The sequence below is a fragment of the Acidobacteriota bacterium genome (genome assembly GCA_003696075.1).
Lineage (GTDB): Bacteria > Acidobacteriota > Polarisedimenticolia > J045 > J045 > J045.
This window is the reverse complement of sequence record RFHH01000053.1, coordinates 1-18,570: the sequence shown is the minus strand read 5'-3', so window position 1 is coordinate 18,570 and position 18,570 is coordinate 1. Positions and strand designations below refer to the sequence as shown.

Here is an 18,570-nt window from a genome sequence, read left to right as displayed (position 1 = left end):
GGGAGCATGCCGAACCGATCGCCAAACGCCGCGGACCAGCCCGGGGAACCGCTGATCCTCGTGGTCGACGACGAGCCAGGCGTGCGCCGCTGGCTCGAGACGCTCCTCGGCCGCGCCGGTTACCGGACCGTCCTGGCGGGCACCGGCCGCGAGGCGTTGGTCGCCTTCGAGCGGCGGTCGCCCTCCCTCGTTCTGCTCGACCTTCGGCTTCCGGACATCAACGGTCTCGAGGTCCTCCGGAAGATGCAGGCCACGCGGCCGGACGTGCCGGTGATCGTGTTGACCGGGCAAGCGTCGATCGCCAGCGCCGTGGAGGCGATGAAGGCGGGGGCCCGCGACCTGCTCACCAAGCCTTTCGAGACGGAACGCCTGTCCATTGCCGTGCGGAACGCTCTGGAGCTGCACGATCTCTCCCGCGAGGTCGAACTGCTCCGGCAGGCGCTCGGTCCGCGGACCTCCCTCGACGACATCGTCGGCATCCGTTCCGGGCTTCGGGAAGTCGCCCGGCTCCTCGAGAAGGTGATCCCGACGGACCTCACCGTCCTGATCCAGGGGGAGTCGGGTACGGGGAAAGAGCTGGTCGCCCGCGCGATCCACCGGGAAGGCCCGCGCCGGGACGCTCCCTTCGTCGCCGTCAACTGCGCGGCGCTGCCCGACGCACTTCTCGAGAGCGAGCTTTTCGGTCACGTCAAGGGCGCTTTCACCGGCGCCGACCGGGACCGCGCGGGCCGGTTCGAGGCGGCGGATGGGGGAACGCTGTTCCTCGACGAGATCGGCGAGATGAGCCCCGCACTGCAGGCGAAGCTGCTGCGCGCCATCCAGGACCGCGCGGTCGTCCGGCTGGGCTCGTCCTCGCCGCGACCGGTCGACGTGCGGATCATCTGTGCCACCAATCGCGACCTCGAGCGAGAGGTCCAAGAGGGGCGGTTCCGCGCCGACCTCTTCTATCGCGTCGCCGTCTACCCGATCACCATCCCCCCGCTGCGCCAGCGACGGGAAGACGTTCCGTTGCTGGCCGAGCACATCCTGCTCTCGGCGGCGGAGCCGCGCCCGAGGGGCATCACGCCGGCCGCGATGGAGATGCTCGAGGCGTACGACTGGCCGGGAAACGTGCGGGAGCTGCAGAACGTGATCCGGCGCGCGATCGTCCTTGCCGGCACCGCTGCGATCGCTCCCGAGCATCTTCCGCCTCGTGTCCAAGCGGCCGGTGGCGACCGCCTCGCGCCGTCGGCGGCGATCCGGCGCGGCGTTCCGGTGGGAGCGGCCTCGTCGTCCGGCATGCCGGGCGGGGACCGCATCCCGACCCTCGAGGAGATGGAACGCCGTCACATCGTCCGCTGCCTCGAGCTGTGCCGCGGCAACCTGAGCCTCACGGCGCGCCGCCTCGCGATCGGCCGGACGACGCTCTACCGCAAGCTGCGCAAGTACGGCCTGCAGCCGACCGGAAGCTGAGCCGGCGCGGTGAAGGCGACGCTCGGAGGCCCGGGGGAGGACATGCGCCTCGCGCGCCGTGACGGCGCGCACCGCCGCGCCTGGGCTGGACGGCGTCTGCGACGCCCGCGCGGATGTGGAGCGGAACCGCACCTGGGCCGGCTCCGATCAGAAACGCACCGATTCCGCCGGGATCGCCGCCGCGGGCACCTGTGCAGGCGGCCCGGCGACTCCGATACCGCCCCCGCAGGATTCCGAATCGGGACGGCCGCCTCGAGCCGGAGTGATGCCCCGCGGCTCGCTCAGTGCATCCGGGGTGCGGGCGGGAGCGCGCGGACCAGCTCGGATTCGAGCCTCGCAAGCCGTTCGATCCGCGCCGCGACCGGCCTCTCGCCGCACAGCCGCACCGCCAGATCGCGGAACAGCTCCCAGTGCCGGCCCTCCGCGGCTGCGAGGCGCGCGTAGAAGCGGCCGAGTCCGTGCTCGGCGTCGGCGTCGAGCGCCGCCGCCAGCAGCCGGAAGCGCTCGCAAGAGCGGGCCTCGACGAAGGCGCAGACGAGGAGCTGGTCGGGGAGCGCGCCCAGGCCCCCCGGTTCTTCGCACGCGAGCTGGCGCAGCCGCCGGACGTATCGGTCTTCCGGCGGTCGGCCGAGCGGAACGCCGCGGCGCTCGAGCCGCTCGAGCACCTGACGGAAGTGATGGAGCTCCTCGTGGGCGAGCCCGATCATCGCCGTGACGAGGAACGGATGCTGCGGATAGCGTCCGATCAGCGCCAGTGCCGTCGATGCTGCCTTGAGCTCGCAGTGCGCGTGATCGGCGAGCAGCGCGTCGAGGTCGCCGAGGGCGCGATCGATCCACTCCGGGGGCGTCGGCTGCGCCAGCGGAAGGCCCCGGAGCGGGTCGTCGCTTCCTGCATCGCGTTCGATCGTCACAGCTCCAGCATAGCGCGGTCCACCGACTTCCCGGATCGGGGCGGCGAGCCCGGCCGCGAGCTGGTCGCCGTGGCGGCACCGAAGCAGTTTCCCCACGACCGTTCCGGCCGCGGACCGGGAGCCCGGACCCCGGAGGTGTCGGGCACGCCGAGGGCTTCCGGCAGCCGAGCGGCGCCGTTCGCGAGATGGCCCTTTGCCCTCGAAGGCTGCCGGGGCCGCCGCCACCGGGCGGGGGACGGCGCGCCGCTCGAGGGGAACGGGTCGCGGCGGCGGCCCGTCGGGTATGATCGGCCGCGGAGGTCGTAGAGTGGCGCGGAAAACGGCACAACCGACGGAGCTCGAAACGGTCGCCGCACGTCCCAAGGGGCTGCCGGCCGGGACGGTGAGCTGGCTCGAGATCGATCTGGACGCGCTCGCCGCCAACGTGCGCGCGTTCCGCTCCCGGCTCGCGCCGGGCGCACGCCTGATGGCGGTGGTCAAGTCGAACGCGTACGGCCACGGGGCGGAACTCGTCGTACCGGCTGTGCTGGACGCGGGTGCCGAGTGGCTCGGCGTCGGCAACCTCGCCGAGGCCCTCGACGCGCGGAGGATCGCCGGGGACGGCGTCCCCGTGCTGATCCTCCAGCATGTCCCGGCCCAGGATCTCCCGGACGCCGTCGCCGCCGATCTGGCGGTGACCGTCTACGACGGGGCCGCGCTCGAGCGGCTGCGCCGGGCGGCGCGACGGACGGGGAAGCCCGCACGGGTTCACCTGAAGCTGGAGACGGGAACGCACCGCCAGGGACTCCCGTTGGAGGACGTGCTGGCACTCGCGCGAGAGGTCGCCTCTGCCCCCGAGCTTCGGCTCGAGGGGCTGAGCACGCATTTCGCCGACATCGAGGACACGACCGATCACCGTTTCGCCATGGAGCAACTGGCCCGCTTCCGCGACGCGGTGGGCCGGCTCGAGGCCGAGGGGATCCGGCCGCGGTACCGTCACGCCGCATGTTCGGCGGCCGCGGTCCTCTTCCCCGAAACCCATTTCGACATGGTCAGGGTGGGGATCGGTCTCTACGGGCAGTGGCCGTCGCGCGAGACGTTCGTTTCCGCGCGCGAGCGCGGTCTCTCCGGGTTCCGGCTGGTTCCGGTGCTCGCCTGGAAGGCGGTGATCGCCCAGGTGAAGACGGTCCCGCCCGGCGGCTACGTCGGCTACGGCCGCACGTGGCGCGCCACGCGGGCCACGCGGATCGCCGTGCTTCCCGTCGGCTACTACGAGGGGTACACGCGCTCGCTGTCGAACCGAGCGTACGTGCTGGTGGCGGGGCGCCGCGCGCCGGTCGTCGGCCGGATCTGCATGAACATGATGATGGCCGACGTCACCGACATCGCGGAGGCGGCGGCCGGCATGCCGGCCGTCCTCATCGGCCGGTCGGGCGAGGAGGAGATCCGCGCGGGGGACCTCGCCGAGTGGTCGGGAACGATCGCCTACGAGGTCCTCTCCCGGCTGAACCCCGCTCTTCCGCGAATCCCGGTGAGGGGGACGGTCACTCCCGGATGACGAGCCCCAGGACGAGCCCGCCCGCCGTCGCCTCGACCACCGCCCCGGCGAACCAGCCCACCGCCAGGACCTGCGGGATGGGCATCACGGAGTAGGTGCCGAATCCCATCGAGACGCCGGTGCCCACGCCGTAGAGCAGGCCGTAGAGAACGGCGACTCGGACGTTCCGGCGGCCGACGAAGCGTTCGTAGACGAGGGTGAAGCAAAGCGCGGCCACAGCCAGCACGAGGTACATCAACCCCATCCGCATCTCGCCCTCGGGCCGCCAGAGGCGCTCTGTGCGCTCGTAGACCCCGCGCAGGATCATCCCGTGGATGACGAAGTCGAGCATCGCCCAGAGGACGAAGACGGCCGCTGCGGCCGCCAGGGTTCTGCGGGACATGGTCCCTCCCGGGGCGGCGGATCAGTCGGCTTCCTCGAGAGCCGGGTGCGCCGCCATCCACTCCACCAGGTCGATCTTCGTCAGGATGGAGACCGGCCTGCGCTCCGCGTCGACGACGACCACGCTGCCCGACTGAAGCAGCAGGCTCTGCAGCGCCGTGATCGGCGTCTCCTCCTCCACCGTCGGCACCGAGCGGTTCATGATGTCGTCGACGCTCGCGGTCTCGACGTCCTGCCCTGACGCGAGGAACTGGAGCAGCCCGTCCTCGGTTAGCAGCCCCACCAGCTTGCCCTCCTCGACCACCGGTAGCTGCGACACGCCGTTCTCGCGCATCAGCTCGATGGCGCGCTGCGCCGGGTCGCCATGGTTGACGGTGACGATCTCCTGTGTCGGTTTCGCCGCCGCCAGCATCCCCACCGTCCCGTGCTGGTCGGAAACCCCGAGGAAGCGGTTGTCGCGCATCCACTTGTCGTCCACGAACTTGGTCATGTAGTTGCGCACGCCGTCCGGCATGAGAACGACGCAATTCTGGCCGGCGCGCAGGCGCGGTGCCTGCTTGAGGGCGGCGTACATCGCCGCTCCGCTCGACCCGCCGACGAGAAGCCCTTCCTCGCGGATGAGTCGCCGTGCGAGCTGGAACGAGGCCCGGTCCGTCGTCTTCACCCAGACGTCGACCAAGCTGCGGTCGAGCACCTCGGGAATGAAGTCGTACCCGATGCCCTCGACCTTGTACGGTGCGACATAGTCGCCGCCGGCGAGGATCGAGCCCACCGGATCGGCGCCGACGATGATGCACTGGGGGCGGACCTCCTTGATCCGGCGAGCGACCCCCGTGATCGTCCCCCCCGTGCCGGCCCCGATCACCACCATGTCGACCTCGCCATCGAGGTCGTCGAGGATTTCCTGGGCCGTCGTGTCGTAGTGGGCATTCGGGTTGGACGGGTTCGAGTACTGGTCCAGGATGTGGGCGTTGGGCAGCTCCGCCTGAAGGCGCCGGGCGACCATGATGTGGCTCTCGGGACTGTCGTGGGCGGCCTCGGTCGGGGTGCGGATGATCTCGGCCCCGAGCGCCTCGAGCACCACCTGCTTCTCCCGGGACATCTTCTCCGGCATGGTGATGATGACCCGGTAACCGCGCACCGCCCCGGCGAGGGCGAGTCCGATCCCGGTGTTCCCGCTGGTGGGCTCGATGAGGGTATCGCCCGGCTTGATGCGCCCTTCCCGCTCCGCGTCGAGAACCATGCGATATCCGATGCGGTCCTTCACGGAACCGCCCGGATTGAGGAATTCGCACTTCGCGTACAGGTTGCACTTCAGGTGCGATCCCACCCGGTGGAGCTTCACGAGCGGGGTCTTTCCGATCGCCTCGAGAATGTTGTCGTAGAGCATCGCCTCGCCTCCGCGGCCGCCGCAGTCCGCCGGGCCGGTCACTCGGGCAACACGAGACGTTCCCCCTCGCCCTTCTCGGCGGGCGCTGGACCGTGATTGACCGGACCGCAGCGCACCACTTCCGAGCGCAGCTTCATCCCGAGAATCTCCTCGGCCCGCCGGCCGGCCTCGATCAGCTTGTCGAGGTCGATACCGGTCTCGATTCCCATCTCGTGCAGGAGCGCCACCGTGTCTTCCGACGAGATGTTGCCCGTGTAGCCGACATGGTACTTCGGCGCTCCGGTCGCCGGCTGCCCGCCGATCGCCCCGACGGAGCCGTCCACGTAGACCACACCCGTCTCCAGGGCCGCCACGGTGTTGGCGATGCCGGTGCCCCGGGTGTCGTGGAAGTGCGCGATGAACTGGGCGCCGGGGAAGGTGTCCATCAGCCGGCCGATGCGCTCCTTGACGAGCACGGGGTTCGCCATCCCGGTGGTGTCGCCGAGCATGATCGTCCGCGCCCCGTTGTCGAGGTAGAAGCGAACGATCTTGGCCACCGCTTCGAACGAAACGTCCCCCATGATCGGGCAGCCGTAGACCGTGCCCGCACAGCCGATCACATGCACGCCGAGCCGGTGCGCCCGGCGCATGATGCGCTCGTGCGCCCGGAAGGCCTCTTCATGGCGCATGCGGAAGTTGCGGAGGTTGTGTTCCTCGCTGGCGGAGATCATGAGGATGATCTCGTGCGCCCCGTAGCCCTCCTCGACGCACCGCTCGAACCGGTCGAATCCGCGCTCGTTCGGCATGAGCACGACGTAGGAGACATCGGCGGCCCGGCCCGTTCTCGGCAGCCGGCGGAGAACCTCCTCGGCGTCACGGAACTGCGGCAGCAGTTTCGGATGCGAGAAGGAGGTGACCTCGATCTTCGGGAACCCGGCGTCGACGAACCTCTCGATCATCTCGAGCTTGCGATCCGTCGGCACCCAGACCGGAACCGACTGGAGCCCGTCGCGGGCCCAGCACTCGCAGAAGATGACTCGCTTGGGGAAGGCCATTCGGGATCTCCGCGCCCGCTCGGGGGCGGTCCCCAATATACCGCCAGCTCGCCGTGCGATCCGGGCGGTTGACCGGGCCGGGTGGTTGCCGTAAATTGCGGCAGCCGTTCGGGATGAGGGTGCGCCCCCCGGCGGACGGAGCGAGGAGGTCTCGGTGACCGGCGATTGGGGGCCGCGGAACGCGCGGGAGCTCGAAAGCGCTGCGCGCCTGCTGCTCGACCGCGCCCGCAACCACCGCCTGGGGGTCGAGTTCGTCCTCCAGGGTCATCCGGAGTCGGTCGCGGCGCTTCACGGCGTGCATGCCGACGTGGTCCACGCCGCGCGGGAGCTGCTCGCGCGTCAGGGGCGGACCGTACCTCCCGTCCCGGAGGAGCCCCCGCCGCGCGGGCGCGGCAAGCCGCCGGGAAGCACTCTGCCGCCCCCCGTCTGATCGGGACGCCGGACCGATGGCGGAGACCGGAGCGACCGCCTCCCCCCGCGGACCCGAGCCGGACGAGCGGTTGCGCGCCTGGGGCCGGATCGGGCGCGAGACCCCGGCGAGCTGGATCGAGGCGAACGCGGTCGAGGGAAGGCGGCTTCTCTTCGCGGCGATCCTCGAGCGCCTCCGGCCGGTTGCGAACCGCACGATCCTGGCGGCCGGCATCGGCCTCGCCCCGCTCGCTCGCATCCTCGAGGCCGCCGGAGCATCGGTGAGAACCGTCGACTTCCTCGCGTCCGGCCTTCCGGACGCGGAAGCCGCCGCCCGGGAGTTGCGGCGCCTCTCCGGGGACGCCGAAAGGATCGACGCCGCGGTGGCCGTCGAGCTGTTCGAGGAGTTGCCCCGGGAGGGGTGGCCGTCCCTGGCGAGAGCACTCGGAGACGCGGGGGGCGGCCGGCTGCTCGTCGCCTCGCGGGTGCCCGGGATCGGTTCGGCGCTTCTCTCGCTGAGCGCTTGGCCCGGACCGTCGGAAACGATCGATCCGGTGGCGCTGCTCCGAACCCTCCACCTGGCGACCGACCTGAGGCTCGTCCATCGGCAGACGTTGGCGGTCCGCACCTACCGCGCGGAACTGGTCGATCTGGCGCGGCCGTCCGGTGCGGAGGAGACGTGTCACCCGTGAGACGGCGGTGGTTCCCGGGATGGCTCGCGCTGGCTCTTGTGGCCGTGTCGGCATGCGCGCGTGACGGCGTGCCGGGCGCTCCGGCCCCGACAGCGGAGCGGGAAGTCCGTCACCTGCTCGCCGATCAGGTGGCGGCCTGGAACGCCGGGGACATCGGCGCCTTCTGTGCGGCGTACGCCGACGACGCCTCGTTTCTCGGCCCGGGAGGCCTCACCCGGGGCCGCGCGGCCGTGGAGGCCCGCTACCGGCGCCGCTACCCCGATCGGCGCGCGATGGGGCACCTGGAACTCGAGCCACTCGAGATTCGATTCCCGGGAGCGGAAGGAAACTCGGTCGTCGTGGTGGCGCGCTGGACGCTGCGCACCGGAGAGGACGACCCGTCCGGCGTGCGATCGGGATACACCATGCTGGTGATCTCACGCGGGGCGGCAGGATGGCAGATCACCCACGACGTGTCGTTCGGTTCCGAGTGAAGCCGATCTTTTCGAGCAGATCCTTCGCGAGGCGGCCGATCGGCCCCGACAGCCTGTCACACAGCTCGAGCGCGCGCTGTTCAGCCGGCGGAATGTGGGCGAGGAAACGGGGCCGTCGAGCGCGGGAGGCTTGGAAAGCGTAGGTGCCGATCGCCTTCAGCATTCGCTGCAGCCCCACCCAGGGGAACCGCGGGTCCGCATCGAGCCCCAACGTGAAGCCTCGTTCGTTCCGGTAGCGTTCCGCCGCCGCCTCCCGCACGTCGGGGGTGAGGTCGACATAGGGATCGAGGAGAAGCGAGGCGATATCGTAGTGCCTCGGTGCGAGGAGTGCGTCCTGGAAGTCGAGGATCCGCAAACCGCCGTCCGCCGCGAGCATGACGTTCCGGGAGTGGAGGTCACGGTGGGAGAACTCGCGCGGGCACGCGGCCGCCTCGGCCGCGATCCTGTCGAGCAGCCGCGACAGGTCCCCGAGAAGCCCCCGGTCGGTGACGCCCCTCCGGCCGGCCACGTCGTGCACGGCGAACATCGCCAGCTCGATCCGGAGCCGTTCGCGCCCGAGCGGCCGCTCGGCGAGCGGATCGCCGGGGCTCAGGCGGGCCGTGCCCTCGACGGCGATCGCGGCGGCGATGGCCGCCAGCTCCTCGTACAGAACGCGCCGGCGCGCCGGAGGGAGTTCCGGCCAGGCTTCCGCGAGAAGGCACGAGCCGGCGTCCTCGAACAGCAGCGCGGCGGCCGATTCCTCTCGGTCGAGCAGCGCCGGGACAGGCACGCCGATGCCCGCCAGCAGCCCATGGGCCCGGACCATGCGTTCCGCGGCGGCCGGTCCGCCCCGCTCGTCGACGAGCAGGACGGCGGTTCCGTGGCGGCGATGGAGGCGGTAGAAAGCGCGCGTCGAGGCATCGGGTGCGATTCTCTCCGCACGCTCGGCGCCGAAACGGCGGCAGAGCGCCTCGAGGGTGGGCTGGCGGCGGTCGGCGGTGGTCACCGGTCCTTCTCCCGGGCCGGCTCCGATCCGTGCACGGTGTCGCGAACCACGGTTCCGGGGGACACCCGCGAGCCGGCCGCGACCACCGCGCGCTCGAGCCGCGAACCTGGACCCACCTGCGCCTGCTCGAGTAGAACCGAGTCGGAGACGCTCGATCCGATCACCCGTGCCCCGCGCTCGAGGACCACCCCCCCGGCCAGACGGGAATCGGCGGCGACAGCTCCCTCGCCGAAAAAGCAGCACCCCTCGGGAACCGGACGGCACGGTGCCGGACCGCCGGGAAGATCGGCGGAGCCACGTTCCCGCGACTCCAGAACGAGGCGCACCAGCTTCCGGCGGTAGTCGGGGGGAGAGGTGAACTCGAGCCACGGACCGCGGTAGGGAACGGCCGCGAGCCTCATGCCCCGGGCGACCAGCGGGAGAAGGACGTCGCCGAACAGCTCGGAGGGCCGGTCCGGCGGCACGGCGTCGAGAACCGCCCTCCGGAACACCGCGACCCCGAGGTAGGTCGCCGGCTCGCCGACCTGCGCCGCGGCGTCGCCGGACAGACCCACGACCCGCCCGTCGCGAACGAGGACGGGGCGATACCCGGGAACGCGGCCGGGCCGGACGAGCAGGGCGCCGAGAGTGTCCGGCCGCTGCGCGGCGTGTGCCAGTTCCTCCACCGGCGCGCGCACGAGCGTGTCGCCGTTGTGAACGAGGAAGCTCTCGGAGCAGGCGAGGAGCGAGCGCGGCGCCACGAAGGCTCCCCCGGAGCCCATCAGCTCGGGCTCCACGAACAGCTCTCGCTGGACCGGCAGATCGCTGCACCGGTCGAGGCACGCGCGCACGCTCGCCGCGGCGTGGTGGGCGTTGACGGCGACGGCCCGGATCCCTTCCGCCGCCAAGAACCGCACGATCCGCTCCAGCAGAGACATGCCCAACACCGGCAGAGTCGGCTTGGCCCGGGCGTCCGTCAGGGGTCGCATCCGGACGCCGCGCCCCGCCGCGAGGACCATCGCCGCGCCTTCGAAGCTCACGCCGGCGGCCGGTCCTCGAACACGAGATCGCCGGGAGTCTCCGAGCGGCTCCTCTCGCGGTGAAGCATCCGGTAGGTCTTGGTGATGTAGTCCGACGGGCCGAAACCGAGCCGCTCGGCGGCAGCGTCGATATCGACCGGTTGGCCCTCGAGCTCGAGAAACACGCCCAGCGGCGTCTCGTCCAGCTCCACCGTCACCTCGCCCAAGCGGTAACTCTGCCGGTATTTCTGGTACCGGTAGGCGACGAGAAAACCGAGCGAGCGGAGAATCCGGTCCGCTTCGTGCGGATCGCCCACCGTCGTCTCGTGCTCGAGGCGGACCTTGTACCGCTCCGCCCCCTCCTCGGGATCGGGCGTCTCCTTGAGGGTGAGGATGTGCCGGTTGCCGATCGAGCGCAGGCGGAGCAGGCGGCCGCTGCGCTCCAACGAACGGCTCTCGTCGTCGTAGACGCGGTTGTCCTCGAAGTACCGTGGCGTTCGTGCCACCGCCCCGGCTGCACCGAGCCGGGCGCGCGCGGCATCGGCATCGCGGACCTCGACCTTCACCTCGATTTCCCGCATCTTGCTGATTTTACCAGACGGAGGTGCTTCCTTCGCGGCGCGTTTTCGGCGCCGGGCGTCTCTTCGCACGGTTCCCGACAGGACCGCCGCGGCGGCGGGACGACCAGCCGCGGGAGCGGGCGCCGGTGCGGTGGGCGCGGCAGGGGGAGTCGGGACAGAAAGGCGGCTCGGAGCGGCGGGCGGCTTCGAAGGCGCGGCGGTTGCCGCGGAAGCGCGAGCGGCGGGTCTTTCGCCTTCGGGTCGTGCCGGAGAATGCCGGATCCGGCGTGTGGCGGAGGGGCCGATCGGCGCGCGCGTCCCGGATGCGGGAGGCAAGACGGGACGGGCCGCCCCCGCGCCCCACCGGCGCGACAGCGCACCATCGGGGAAGCACCTCTTATGATCGTCGCGAGTCGCGACCGCAGGCGGATGCTCCACCGTCCGCTCGAAGATCGGAGGAACGATGCCTGGATCAACCCGCTTCACCCAGTTGGCGGAGCCGTTGCTGGCCATGCTGTCCGTCTGGGGACTCAAGGCTCTGGGAGCCTTGGCCGTCCTGTTTCTCGGATGGATCGCCGCCCGCGCCATCCGGTCCGCCCTCGAGCGCGGCCTCCAGCGGTCCCGGATCGATCCGACGCTCTCGCCCTTCCTATGCAACCTCGCGTACTACGGGTTCCTGGCGTTGGTGGTCACCGCGGTCCTCGGCCTGTTCGGCGTGCAAACCGCTTCGCTCGTGGCGCTGCTCGGCGCAGCGGGACTGGCCTTGGGCCTGGCGCTTCAGGGAACCCTCGCGCACTTCGCCTCGGGGGTGATGCTTCTGATTTTCCGGCCCTTCCAGGTCGGCGATTTCGTCGAAATCGGCGGCGTCGCCGGTAGCGTCCGGGAGATCGGACCGTTCGTGACCGTGCTGGACACCCCCGACAACGTGCGTGTCCTGATCCCGAACTCCCAGGTCTTCGGCGCGACCATCAGGAACTACACGGCCGACGACACGCGCCGGCTCGAGATCGTCGTCGGCGTGTCCTATGACGACGATCTGTCGACCGCCGTCGAGACTGTCGAGCGGGTGCTCGGCGAGGACCCTCGCGTGCTGTCGGATCCGGCCCCCGTGGTGGCGGTCTCGGCGCTCGGGGAATCCTCCGTGGACCTCGTCGTCCGCCCCTGGTGCCGCCGCGAGGACTACTGGCCGCTCCGCTTCGACCTGCTGAGGAAGATCAAGGAAGAGCTGGAGGCGGCGGGGTGCTCGATTCCCTACCCTCAGCACGACGTGCACCTCAAGGGCGCTGCCGTGTCCTGAGCCGCGGGCCGGGCCTGCCGTCCCGGCCCGCCGCCCGGTTCAGTCGGCGGTCTCCTTTTCATCGATCCAGATGCGGATGCGGCTCTCCCCGTCGGTCACCTGGACGAGATCCTGCCCGGTGGTCTCGGCAAGCGCGTCGAGGGCCGCCGCGAGGTCCACGCTCTCGTCGTCCCCGGCGGCGACGAGCACCTCGAAGACCCGGGTCGGAACCTTCAGGTCGACCCGCTCCTTGTCCGCCTCGTTCACCCGCACCACGAGGAAACCCTTCTCCTTCGCGATCCGGACGTTCTCCCCGGCACTCTGGATGGTGACGAACTCGCCGTCGGGCACGTTCTGCAGCGCCTGGCGGATCGCCTCGAGGTCCACCCCCTGCTCCGCCAGATCGCTCCTGACCTCACGGTATGCCTCCCGGACCGCCTCCTGGAAAGCGGGAAGCAAGGCGCGCACCGTCTCCAGCGGAAGGTTGATCTTCACGTCTGTCGCGTCGTCGGAGGCGTCCACGATGCGGACGTGGAGCCAGCGCTCCTGGGCGGCCGCGAGGCCGCTCGCCAGGAGAGCCACGAGGATGGCCGCGACGCTGAATCGAGGGCTGGGTCGGAGGGATGGCATGGCGTGTTCTCCTCGCGGGTCGGCCGGTGGCCTCCCGCCGCCCTGATAACGGGCCGGACGGGTCCACCATAACGCCTCGGCCGCCAGCGGTCGTCCGGTCGGGACGAGCGGCGGTTGCGGGCGTGCCGGGATCGGACCTACGGTCCTCCGGGGAGCAGGCGAGGCGGGGCCCCGGCGGGGCGCCCCCGCGGAGGTCCCGGCGGCGTGCACCTCGCGGCGCGGCTCATCGAGAGGATGCCCGGAGCGGATGACCCGCTCGCTCGCGCCTGGGACGCTCTGCCGCCGTCCCGGGGTGTGCAGGCCGACCTCTACGACTCGTGGAGCTGGCTTCGGGCCTGGCTGGACGCCGCCCCGGAGGTGGAACCGGCGCTGCGGCTCCCGGCGGTTTTCGAGGGGGAGCGGCTCGTCGCCGTGCTGCCCCTGGTCGCCCGCCGGTCCGGGCGGTGGGAAGCGGCCGGGCTCGACTTCCGCCCGCGCGTCCGGGCCGCGCTCGCCGGAGAGAGCCCCCGGCGCGAGGTTCTGGAGGCGCTCGCCGAGGCGGTGGCCTCGACCGGGATCCGGGAGCTGGATCTTCCGCTCCTTCCCGAGCGCGATCCCGCCACTCCCCTCCTCGCGCGGGCCCTCGAGGCGGCGGGCTTCTCGGTTCGGCTGCGCCCGGGAACCGCGGAGTGTCTCGCTCCTGCCGGCGAGCCGTGGGATCGCTTCAGGCGCCGCTTCCGCAAGTACGAGCGGACGGTGAAGAACTTCAGCAACAAGGCCGCTCGGCTCGGGCCCCTCGCGGTCGATTCGTTCGGCGGTCGCGCGCGCCCGGCGAGCGCCGCCTTTCACGTTTACCGCGAACTCCACGCGCGCGGGTGGAAGGGGCCGCTCCACCCAATCACCGCCCGCCACCGCGAGGCGCTGCTCGCTTGGGGTGACCGCCGCGGTTGGTCCCGGCTGCACGTGCTCCGGGTCGCAGGTGTGCCGGCCGCCGCCATCATCTGGTTCCGCGTCGGGGAGGTCGCCGTCGCCTATTCCACCGTCTACGACCGGAGGCTCGCTGCCCTCAGCGCGGGAACGATCGTGATGTGGCGCGGACTCGAGAGCGAGTTCGCCGCGAGTCCGCCGGCCCTCGTCGATTACCTGCCCGGCCGCGGACCGCAGAAGGACCAGCTCGGCCCGGAACGCCCCCGGCTTCTCACCCTCTGCGCGACGCGGCGCCGCTCGGTGGCGAGGCTGGTGGCACCGGTCCGGCACGCCGCCTCCCGCGCCGCCGCTTCCGCGCGCCGGCGCCTGCGACGGCGGCGCCGGGCGGCGGTGGCGCGGCCGCCGGGACGGCGCCTCCGGGCGCAGCCGGCTGCGGCGCCCGCCCGCCGAACCGCGCGGAGGCTCGAGATCGACTCGCGGCTCGAGCTGTACCTGGCCACGGCGGTGGGTGCGACGAGCGTGGCCCGGCTGCGGGCGACGTGGACACCCGGCGACGAATGGTGGGCGCTGGGGGAGCCACCCGAAGCCCTCGCCCGGGTCGGAGCACCGGGCCAGAACGGACACCGGCCGGTGCGCCAGGTCGTGGTCCTTCGGGGTCTCCCGGGTGACCCCACCCGCTGGCTCGCCGATCTGGCGACCGCCTGCGGTCAGCCCGTCGAGGCGAACTGGGCGGATGGGCCGGGGTCGGGGCCGGAAGCCTTCCTTCACGAAGCCCCCCTTCCCTGGCCGGGTGGCTGACGCCGGGCCGAGGACCCGGCGCCGGAGCGCGCGGGTCCGCGCGGCGACGGCAGCGGGGTGTCCGGATCGGGCGGGCGGTACACCCCGACGGTGCGAAACGCCGCGCAACTCGGCGCCACATGCAGATATCGGGCCGATCTCGCGGCCATCGAGCCGCAACCGACGAGCGGTCGGTGGATCGGACACGGGAACGCACCATGGGAGGTTCGCCTTCCCGTGCCCCTGCGCGCCTCTTTCCGTCCGGCCCGGAGCCGGGGACCGGCGGGGCTCTCCGGCCCCGGCCTGGCTCTCGTTCCGCCCGGTCGGCGGGATGGATCACCGACCCAAAGTGGCCCGAGGCGCCCGCCGGCGCCGCCGCGTTCGCGCGGCTGCTCGGCTCCGCATCCGCGTCCCGGAACGAGGGGCGGGCTCCGCCGGCCTCGCCAGGGGCGGGCCGGGCGTGCCGCTCAGCCGCAACGCGGTCGGGCGCCGTGTTCCGGGAGGCGTCCCTCCTCGGCCAGGCGGCGCACCGTCCGGATCAGCGATTCCCGGCCGCAATGCTCGCTCGGCCGATCCCCCACGAGGAGGCGGGCGTTCGTGCAGCCGCCCCAACAGCACCCGAGCACCGGGCAGGCGCGGCATGTCGGATCGCGGAGCGCCGGCATCGAGCGGGCGAGCGCCCGGAACCGTTCCAGGATCGCCTCCGGCGGATCGCCGACACTGCCGAGACGCTCGTAATCGTAGAAGTCGGAGTAGACGCCCCCGTCGGGACCGACCGTCAAGGACCGGCCGCCACGGTACTTGCAGCACATCTGCCACCGCGGGAGAGGGTCGCGGAGCGTCCGGAGGAAGGTGCGCTGGACGGCCGGATCTCGCACGGTCGGGTGCACCGCCCCGAACGAGATCCGGTCCCAGCGGATCCCGATCGCCATCAGCGCCCGCTGGTAGTTCTCGAAGTGCTCGATCGTGCCGTAGGGGTCGCGCACCGCCCCCTGGACGTGGATCCGATCGGCGAGCCCTTCCGCCACCAGCCTCTCCAGGTTCTCCCAGGTCCGGCGGAACGGATCGAAGCCGTCCCGGTAGGGCCGGCGCTGGGCGTTGTGGGCTTCCTCCAGTCCATCCAGGCTGACGACGATCGCGTCGAGGCGGGAAAGGAGCTCGATGTGTGCCGGCTGCAGGATCACCGCCAGGTTCGTCGTGATGTCGCACCGGGCGGTCCCCCCGCCCCTCACCGCCGATACCGCCTCGCTGCACAGGTCCGGCTCGAGGAGCGGCTCACCGCCGACCAGAGAGAGAGTGAAACCTTCCGGCGGGGCGACCCGGTGGCGCCACCGCTCCACGAAGTCCCGGAAATCCCCCGGGCGGAGCCCGCGTTCCTCACGCCGCACGAGCCGGTGCAGCACGCTGCAGTGCGTGCAGCGCAGATTGCACCGCCACGTCACGACCAGGGTGAGCGCGATCCGCGTCGGTTCGGATGCGAGGCGCCGCTCGAGCGCCTCCTCTTCCTGACCCGCGAGGAAGAATTCCGCGCGGAGCGCTTCCTCCGGCGCGTCCGGCGGGAGCGTGCTCCACGTGACGGTGTGCCGAAGCCGCCGCGTTCCATCCGGTCCCCGCTCGACGACGACGTAGCGCGACAGGCGCGGGTCGTCGTTGAGCGACAACTGCGGGCGGGATTCGGTCCGGCACCTTCCGCCGGGGGTCATGCGCGAGCGCCCTCCCCCGCAGCCGCCGCCGGCCGCGGACCGGCGCAGTATAGCGGCGGGGCCGGCCGCCGACTCACGGGCGCCGCGCGATGCCCGCATAGATTTCGGTGAGGATCCGGGGGCCGGGAAGACGGAAGCGCTCCAGCTCCTCCAGAACGAAGCCGGCCCGGCGCGCGAGTCCCCCGAACTCGCGGTCGAGGCGGCATCCGCCCGCGAGACGCCGCTGGAGGGGCGTCAGCCGCTCTTGCCAGCGGGCCGTGCGGGGCTCGTCGGAAAGACCGTGCTCGACGAAGTGGAGCTCCCCGCCGGGACGGAGCACCCGGCCGACCTCGGCGAGGGCTCGGTCGACGTCGGGGATCGAGCACAGCGTGAAGGCGCTGACCACCGCGTCGGCCGATCCGTCCGCCAGCGGGAGGTGTTCGGCGCTCGCGGCGACGAGTGCGACCGGGAAGCGCGCGGACGCCAGGACGTCCCGTGCGAGCCGGAGCGCGCCTCTGGTGGGATCGATGCCGATCAGGCGGGTGACCGCCGGCGTGTAGTGCGGGAGGCTCAGTCCGCTGCCGAAACCGATCTCGACGACGACTCCCCGCACCCCGGCGAGCCGGCGGCTCCGCAGCCGGGAGATGGCGCGGCGGCCGAGCACGAAGTGGATCAGCCGCGGGAGAACCGTTTCCCCATAGAAGCCCATCGCCCTCCTCGCCCGGGCGCGCCGCACGAGTCTACGGGATCGCGGGCCCCGGATCGCGGGCTCCGGCCCTCGCGCACCGCGGTACAATCCCGCGATGAACCGCTGGCGGCCCCTTTTCGCCCTGTACCGGCGCGAGCTGCGCTGCTCCCTCCGCGAACGGACGATCCTGGTCTCCAGCGTGCTGATACCGATCTTCCTCTACCCGACGCTCATCTGGCTCATCTTCACCGGGGTGACTTTCGTTCAGGGGCAGGTCGAAGGGCTCCGGGGACGCGTGCTCCTGCGGGACGGCGGGAAGCTGCCCGCCTTGCGCGAGCGGATCCTGGCGGCGGAAGACCTCGAGATCGTCGAAGTTGCAGGCGGCGGGACCCCGCAAGAGCAGCTGCGCTCCGGCCGGGTCGATGCGGTTCTCTCGGTCGGTGCGCCGGCCCCGGGAGCACGAAGTCCGGCTCTGGTCCTCGAGTACGACGGCGCTCGCGACCGCAGCCGCATGGCGAAGACGCGACTGGAGGAGATCGTCGGTCGCCTGCGCGCCGACGATGCCGCCGACCGGGCCCGGCGAGCAGGAGTGCCCGATCGCGACTGGGTGCTGTTCGCCGTGGAGCGGAGGAACGCAGCGACCGGCCGCCAGATGGGAGCGTACCTGCTGGGGATGATGCTGCCGCTGCTCGTCGTCATCATCGTCGCCGTCGGCACGATGGCGCCGGCGGTGGACGCGACCGCCGGCGAGCGCGAACGCTCGACGTGGGAGACGACGCTGACGCTGGCCGTCCCGCGCTGGCAGGTCGCCGCCGCCAAGTACCTTCACGTCGCCACCCTCGGCGCGCTCGCGGGCCTGCTCAACGTCGCCGCGATGGTGGCGAGCATGAGGTTCATGCTCGCGCCGATTCTGGGCTCCCGGACGGCCGACTTCCGCTTCAGCCTGTCTCCGGGGACGGTTCTCCTGTTCGCGGCGGGCATCGTGGCGGTCGCCCTGCTGCTCGCTGCCCTGATGATGCTGGCCGCCTCGGCCGCCCGCACATTCCGCGAGGGTCAGTCGATGGTCGTTCCCCTGTATCTGCTGACCGTTCTGCCGCTGCTCCTCCTTCAAGATCCGGACATCCGGCTCGACCTGCGCTGGGCCGCCGTTCCGGTGGTGGGCGTCCTGCTGATGCTCCGCGACGCACTCAACGGCGTTTTCTCCTGGCCGGCGATCGCCGCCGCCGTCGGCGTCCAGGGAGCCGCGATCGCGCTGTGTCTCCTCGCCGCATCCCGGATCATCGGACGCGAGGATTTCCTGCTCGGGGCGCCGGGCCGCTCACCGGCGTCACTCCTCCGCCGGGTCCTGCGGCGCGGCCGGCCGACGGAGGCGGGCCGTGGCTGAGATTCCGGTGGCCGCACGGGGGCTGGTCAAGGTCTTCCACGACGAGTCGCGAGGGGAAGTCCGCGCGGTGGACGGCATCGACTTCGAGTGTCGTCCTGGCGAGGTGTTCGGTCTCCTCGGAGCCAACGGGGCCGGCAAGACCACCACCTTGCGGATGCTCTCGACCATCATCCGCCCGACCTCCGGAACGGCGACCGTGATGGGGCACGACATCGTCGAGGAGCCGGTCGCCGTACGGCGGTCGCTGGGTTTCCATTCTTCCTCCACCGCGCTCTACCCGCGCCTGACGGCCCGGGAGACGCTCGAGTTCTTCGCCCTCGTCAACGGCTTCCCGCGCAGCCGGGTGCGGCAACGCGTCGAGTCGCTCATCGAGCGCTTCGGCCTGGGGGATTTCGCCGATGCGAGG

General features: G+C 71.7%; 18 protein-coding genes. 8 read left to right on the top strand and 10 right to left on the bottom strand.

All coding sequences use genetic code 11. The features are described from left to right. Window positions 1-6 precede the first annotated feature (6 nt). Window positions 7-1,452: a sigma-54-dependent Fis family transcriptional regulator gene (locus D6718_03195; protein RMG47606.1), complete on the top strand. Its 1,446-nt coding sequence runs from the start codon at window positions 7-9 to the stop codon at window positions 1,450-1,452. A 281-nt stretch (window positions 1,453-1,733) separates the two neighbouring features. On the opposite strand, the gene D6718_03190 is transcribed toward D6718_03195, so the two are convergent. Next, the gene (locus D6718_03190) at window positions 1,734-2,312 is read right to left on the bottom strand and encodes a tRNA-(ms[2]io[6]A)-hydroxylase (protein ID RMG47625.1); all 579 of its coding nucleotides are present in this window, start codon (window positions 2,310-2,312) and stop codon (window positions 1,734-1,736) included. A 334-nt stretch (window positions 2,313-2,646) separates the two neighbouring features. Here D6718_03190 and alr point away from each other — a divergent pair, with 334 nt between their 5' ends. Then, window positions 2,647-3,900 carry an alanine racemase gene (gene alr / locus D6718_03185; protein RMG47605.1) on the top strand — a complete coding sequence of 418 codons (1,254 nt, stop codon included), beginning with the start codon at window positions 2,647-2,649 and terminating at the stop codon, window positions 3,898-3,900. On the opposite strand, the gene D6718_03180 is transcribed toward alr, so the two are convergent. Genes D6718_03180 through D6718_03170 form a run of 3 tightly spaced genes read right to left on the bottom strand, consistent with a single transcriptional unit; the run spans window position 3,887 to window position 6,705 of the window. Continuing rightward, window positions 3,887-4,282, bottom strand: a complete 396-nt coding sequence (locus D6718_03180) for a hypothetical protein (GenBank protein RMG47604.1) — start codon at window positions 4,280-4,282, stop codon at window positions 3,887-3,889. The two genes, alr and D6718_03180, sit on opposite strands and share 14 nt — an antisense overlap. Before the next feature lie 21 nt (window positions 4,283-4,303). Further along, on the bottom strand, window positions 4,304-5,713 hold the full coding sequence (locus D6718_03175) for a cystathionine beta-synthase (GenBank protein RMG47603.1): 1,410 nt from the start codon (window positions 5,711-5,713) through the stop codon (window positions 4,304-4,306). Next, window positions 5,710-6,705 carry a hydroxymethylglutaryl-CoA lyase gene (locus tag D6718_03170; GenBank protein RMG47602.1) on the bottom strand — a complete coding sequence of 332 codons (996 nt, stop codon included), beginning with the start codon at window positions 6,703-6,705 and terminating at the stop codon, window positions 5,710-5,712. Before D6718_03170 ends, D6718_03175 begins: the two co-directional genes overlap by 4 nt. A 154-nt stretch (window positions 6,706-6,859) precedes the next feature. Here D6718_03170 and D6718_03165 point away from each other — a divergent pair, with 154 nt between their 5' ends. Both D6718_03165 and D6718_03160 read left to right on the top strand, forming a co-directional pair. After that, window positions 6,860-7,135, top strand: coding sequence for a hypothetical protein (locus D6718_03165; protein RMG47601.1), 276 nt, complete (start codon window positions 6,860-6,862; stop codon window positions 7,133-7,135). Between the two features lie 78 nt (window positions 7,136-7,213). Further along, on the top strand, window positions 7,214-8,278 hold the full coding sequence (locus tag D6718_03160) for a nuclear transport factor 2 family protein (protein ID RMG47600.1): 1,065 nt from the start codon (window positions 7,214-7,216) through the stop codon (window positions 8,276-8,278). On the opposite strand, the gene D6718_03155 is transcribed toward D6718_03160, so the two are convergent. The 3 genes from D6718_03155 to D6718_03145 are packed head-to-tail and all read right to left on the bottom strand — an operon-like array spanning window position 8,247 to window position 10,842. Then, complete coding sequence (locus D6718_03155) at window positions 8,247-9,632, bottom strand: hypothetical protein (protein RMG47599.1); 1,386 nt, start codon at window positions 9,630-9,632, stop codon at window positions 8,247-8,249. The two genes, D6718_03160 and D6718_03155, sit on opposite strands and share 32 nt — an antisense overlap. Continuing rightward, the gene (locus D6718_03150) at window positions 9,260-10,282 is read right to left on the bottom strand and encodes an NDP-sugar synthase (protein ID RMG47598.1); all 1,023 of its coding nucleotides are present in this window, start codon (window positions 10,280-10,282) and stop codon (window positions 9,260-9,262) included. The genes D6718_03155 and D6718_03150 overlap by 373 nt, the downstream gene beginning before the upstream one ends. Then, window positions 10,279-10,842 carry a CYTH domain-containing protein gene (locus D6718_03145; GenBank protein ID RMG47597.1) on the bottom strand — a complete coding sequence of 188 codons (564 nt, stop codon included), beginning with the start codon at window positions 10,840-10,842 and terminating at the stop codon, window positions 10,279-10,281. Before D6718_03145 ends, D6718_03150 begins: the two co-directional genes overlap by 4 nt. Before the next feature lie 442 nt (window positions 10,843-11,284). Here D6718_03145 and D6718_03140 point away from each other — a divergent pair, with 442 nt between their 5' ends. Next, on the top strand, window positions 11,285-12,118 hold the full coding sequence (locus D6718_03140) for a mechanosensitive ion channel family protein (protein RMG47596.1): 834 nt from the start codon (window positions 11,285-11,287) through the stop codon (window positions 12,116-12,118). 39 nt (window positions 12,119-12,157) lie between these two features. Here D6718_03140 and D6718_03135 read toward each other — a convergent pair whose 3' ends face one another. After that, window positions 12,158-12,727, bottom strand: a complete 570-nt coding sequence (locus tag D6718_03135; protein RMG47595.1) for a hypothetical protein — start codon at window positions 12,725-12,727, stop codon at window positions 12,158-12,160. Window positions 12,728-12,931: 204 nt separating this feature from the next. On the opposite strand from D6718_03135, the gene D6718_03130 reads away from it, so the two are divergent. Continuing rightward, window positions 12,932-14,431, top strand: a complete 1,500-nt coding sequence (locus D6718_03130; GenBank protein RMG47594.1) for a GNAT family N-acetyltransferase — start codon at window positions 12,932-12,934, stop codon at window positions 14,429-14,431. Between the two features lie 446 nt (window positions 14,432-14,877). Here D6718_03130 and D6718_03125 read toward each other — a convergent pair whose 3' ends face one another. Next, the gene (locus D6718_03125) at window positions 14,878-16,212 is read right to left on the bottom strand and encodes a radical SAM protein (GenBank protein RMG47593.1); all 1,335 of its coding nucleotides are present in this window, start codon (window positions 16,210-16,212) and stop codon (window positions 14,878-14,880) included. Then, the gene (locus tag D6718_03120; GenBank protein ID RMG47592.1) at window positions 16,187-16,801 is read right to left on the bottom strand and encodes a class I SAM-dependent methyltransferase; all 615 of its coding nucleotides are present in this window, start codon (window positions 16,799-16,801) and stop codon (window positions 16,187-16,189) included. The genes D6718_03125 and D6718_03120 overlap by 26 nt, the downstream gene beginning before the upstream one ends. 94 nt (window positions 16,802-16,895) lie before the next feature. On the opposite strand from D6718_03120, the gene D6718_03115 reads away from it, so the two are divergent. Both D6718_03115 and D6718_03110 read left to right on the top strand, forming a co-directional pair. Beyond that, entirely contained in the window at window positions 16,896-18,164 is a 1,269-nt protein-coding gene (locus D6718_03115) for an ABC transporter permease (GenBank protein RMG47591.1), read from the top strand. Next, window positions 18,073-18,570: ABC transporter ATP-binding protein (locus D6718_03110; protein ID RMG47624.1), on the top strand; the 498-nt coding region annotated here is incomplete at its 3' end. The genes D6718_03115 and D6718_03110, both read left to right, overlap by 92 nt.

Coding starts and splice junctions, on each gene's coding strand:
- D6718_03125 (RMG47593.1), bottom strand. CDS start 16,212: ATGCGGGCATCGCGCGGCGCCCGTGAGTCGGCGGCCGGCCCCGCCGCT.
- D6718_03135 (RMG47595.1), bottom strand. CDS start 12,727: ATGCCATCCCTCCGACCCAGCCCTCGATTCAGCGTCGCGGCCATCCTC.
- D6718_03170 (RMG47602.1), bottom strand. CDS start 6,705: ATGGCCTTCCCCAAGCGAGTCATCTTCTGCGAGTGCTGGGCCCGCGAC.
- D6718_03120 (RMG47592.1), bottom strand. CDS start 16,801: ATGGGCTTCTATGGGGAAACGGTTCTCCCGCGGCTGATCCACTTCGTG.
- D6718_03145 (RMG47597.1), bottom strand. CDS start 10,842: ATGCGGGAAATCGAGGTGAAGGTCGAGGTCCGCGATGCCGATGCCGCG.
- D6718_03180 (RMG47604.1), bottom strand. CDS start 4,282: ATGTCCCGCAGAACCCTGGCGGCCGCAGCGGCCGTCTTCGTCCTCTGG.
- alr (RMG47605.1), top strand. CDS start 2,647: ATGATCGGCCGCGGAGGTCGTAGAGTGGCGCGGAAAACGGCACAACCG.
- D6718_03115 (RMG47591.1), top strand. CDS start 16,896: ATGAACCGCTGGCGGCCCCTTTTCGCCCTGTACCGGCGCGAGCTGCGC.
- D6718_03195 (RMG47606.1), top strand. CDS start 7: ATGCCGAACCGATCGCCAAACGCCGCGGACCAGCCCGGGGAACCGCTG.
- D6718_03140 (RMG47596.1), top strand. CDS start 11,285: ATGCCTGGATCAACCCGCTTCACCCAGTTGGCGGAGCCGTTGCTGGCC.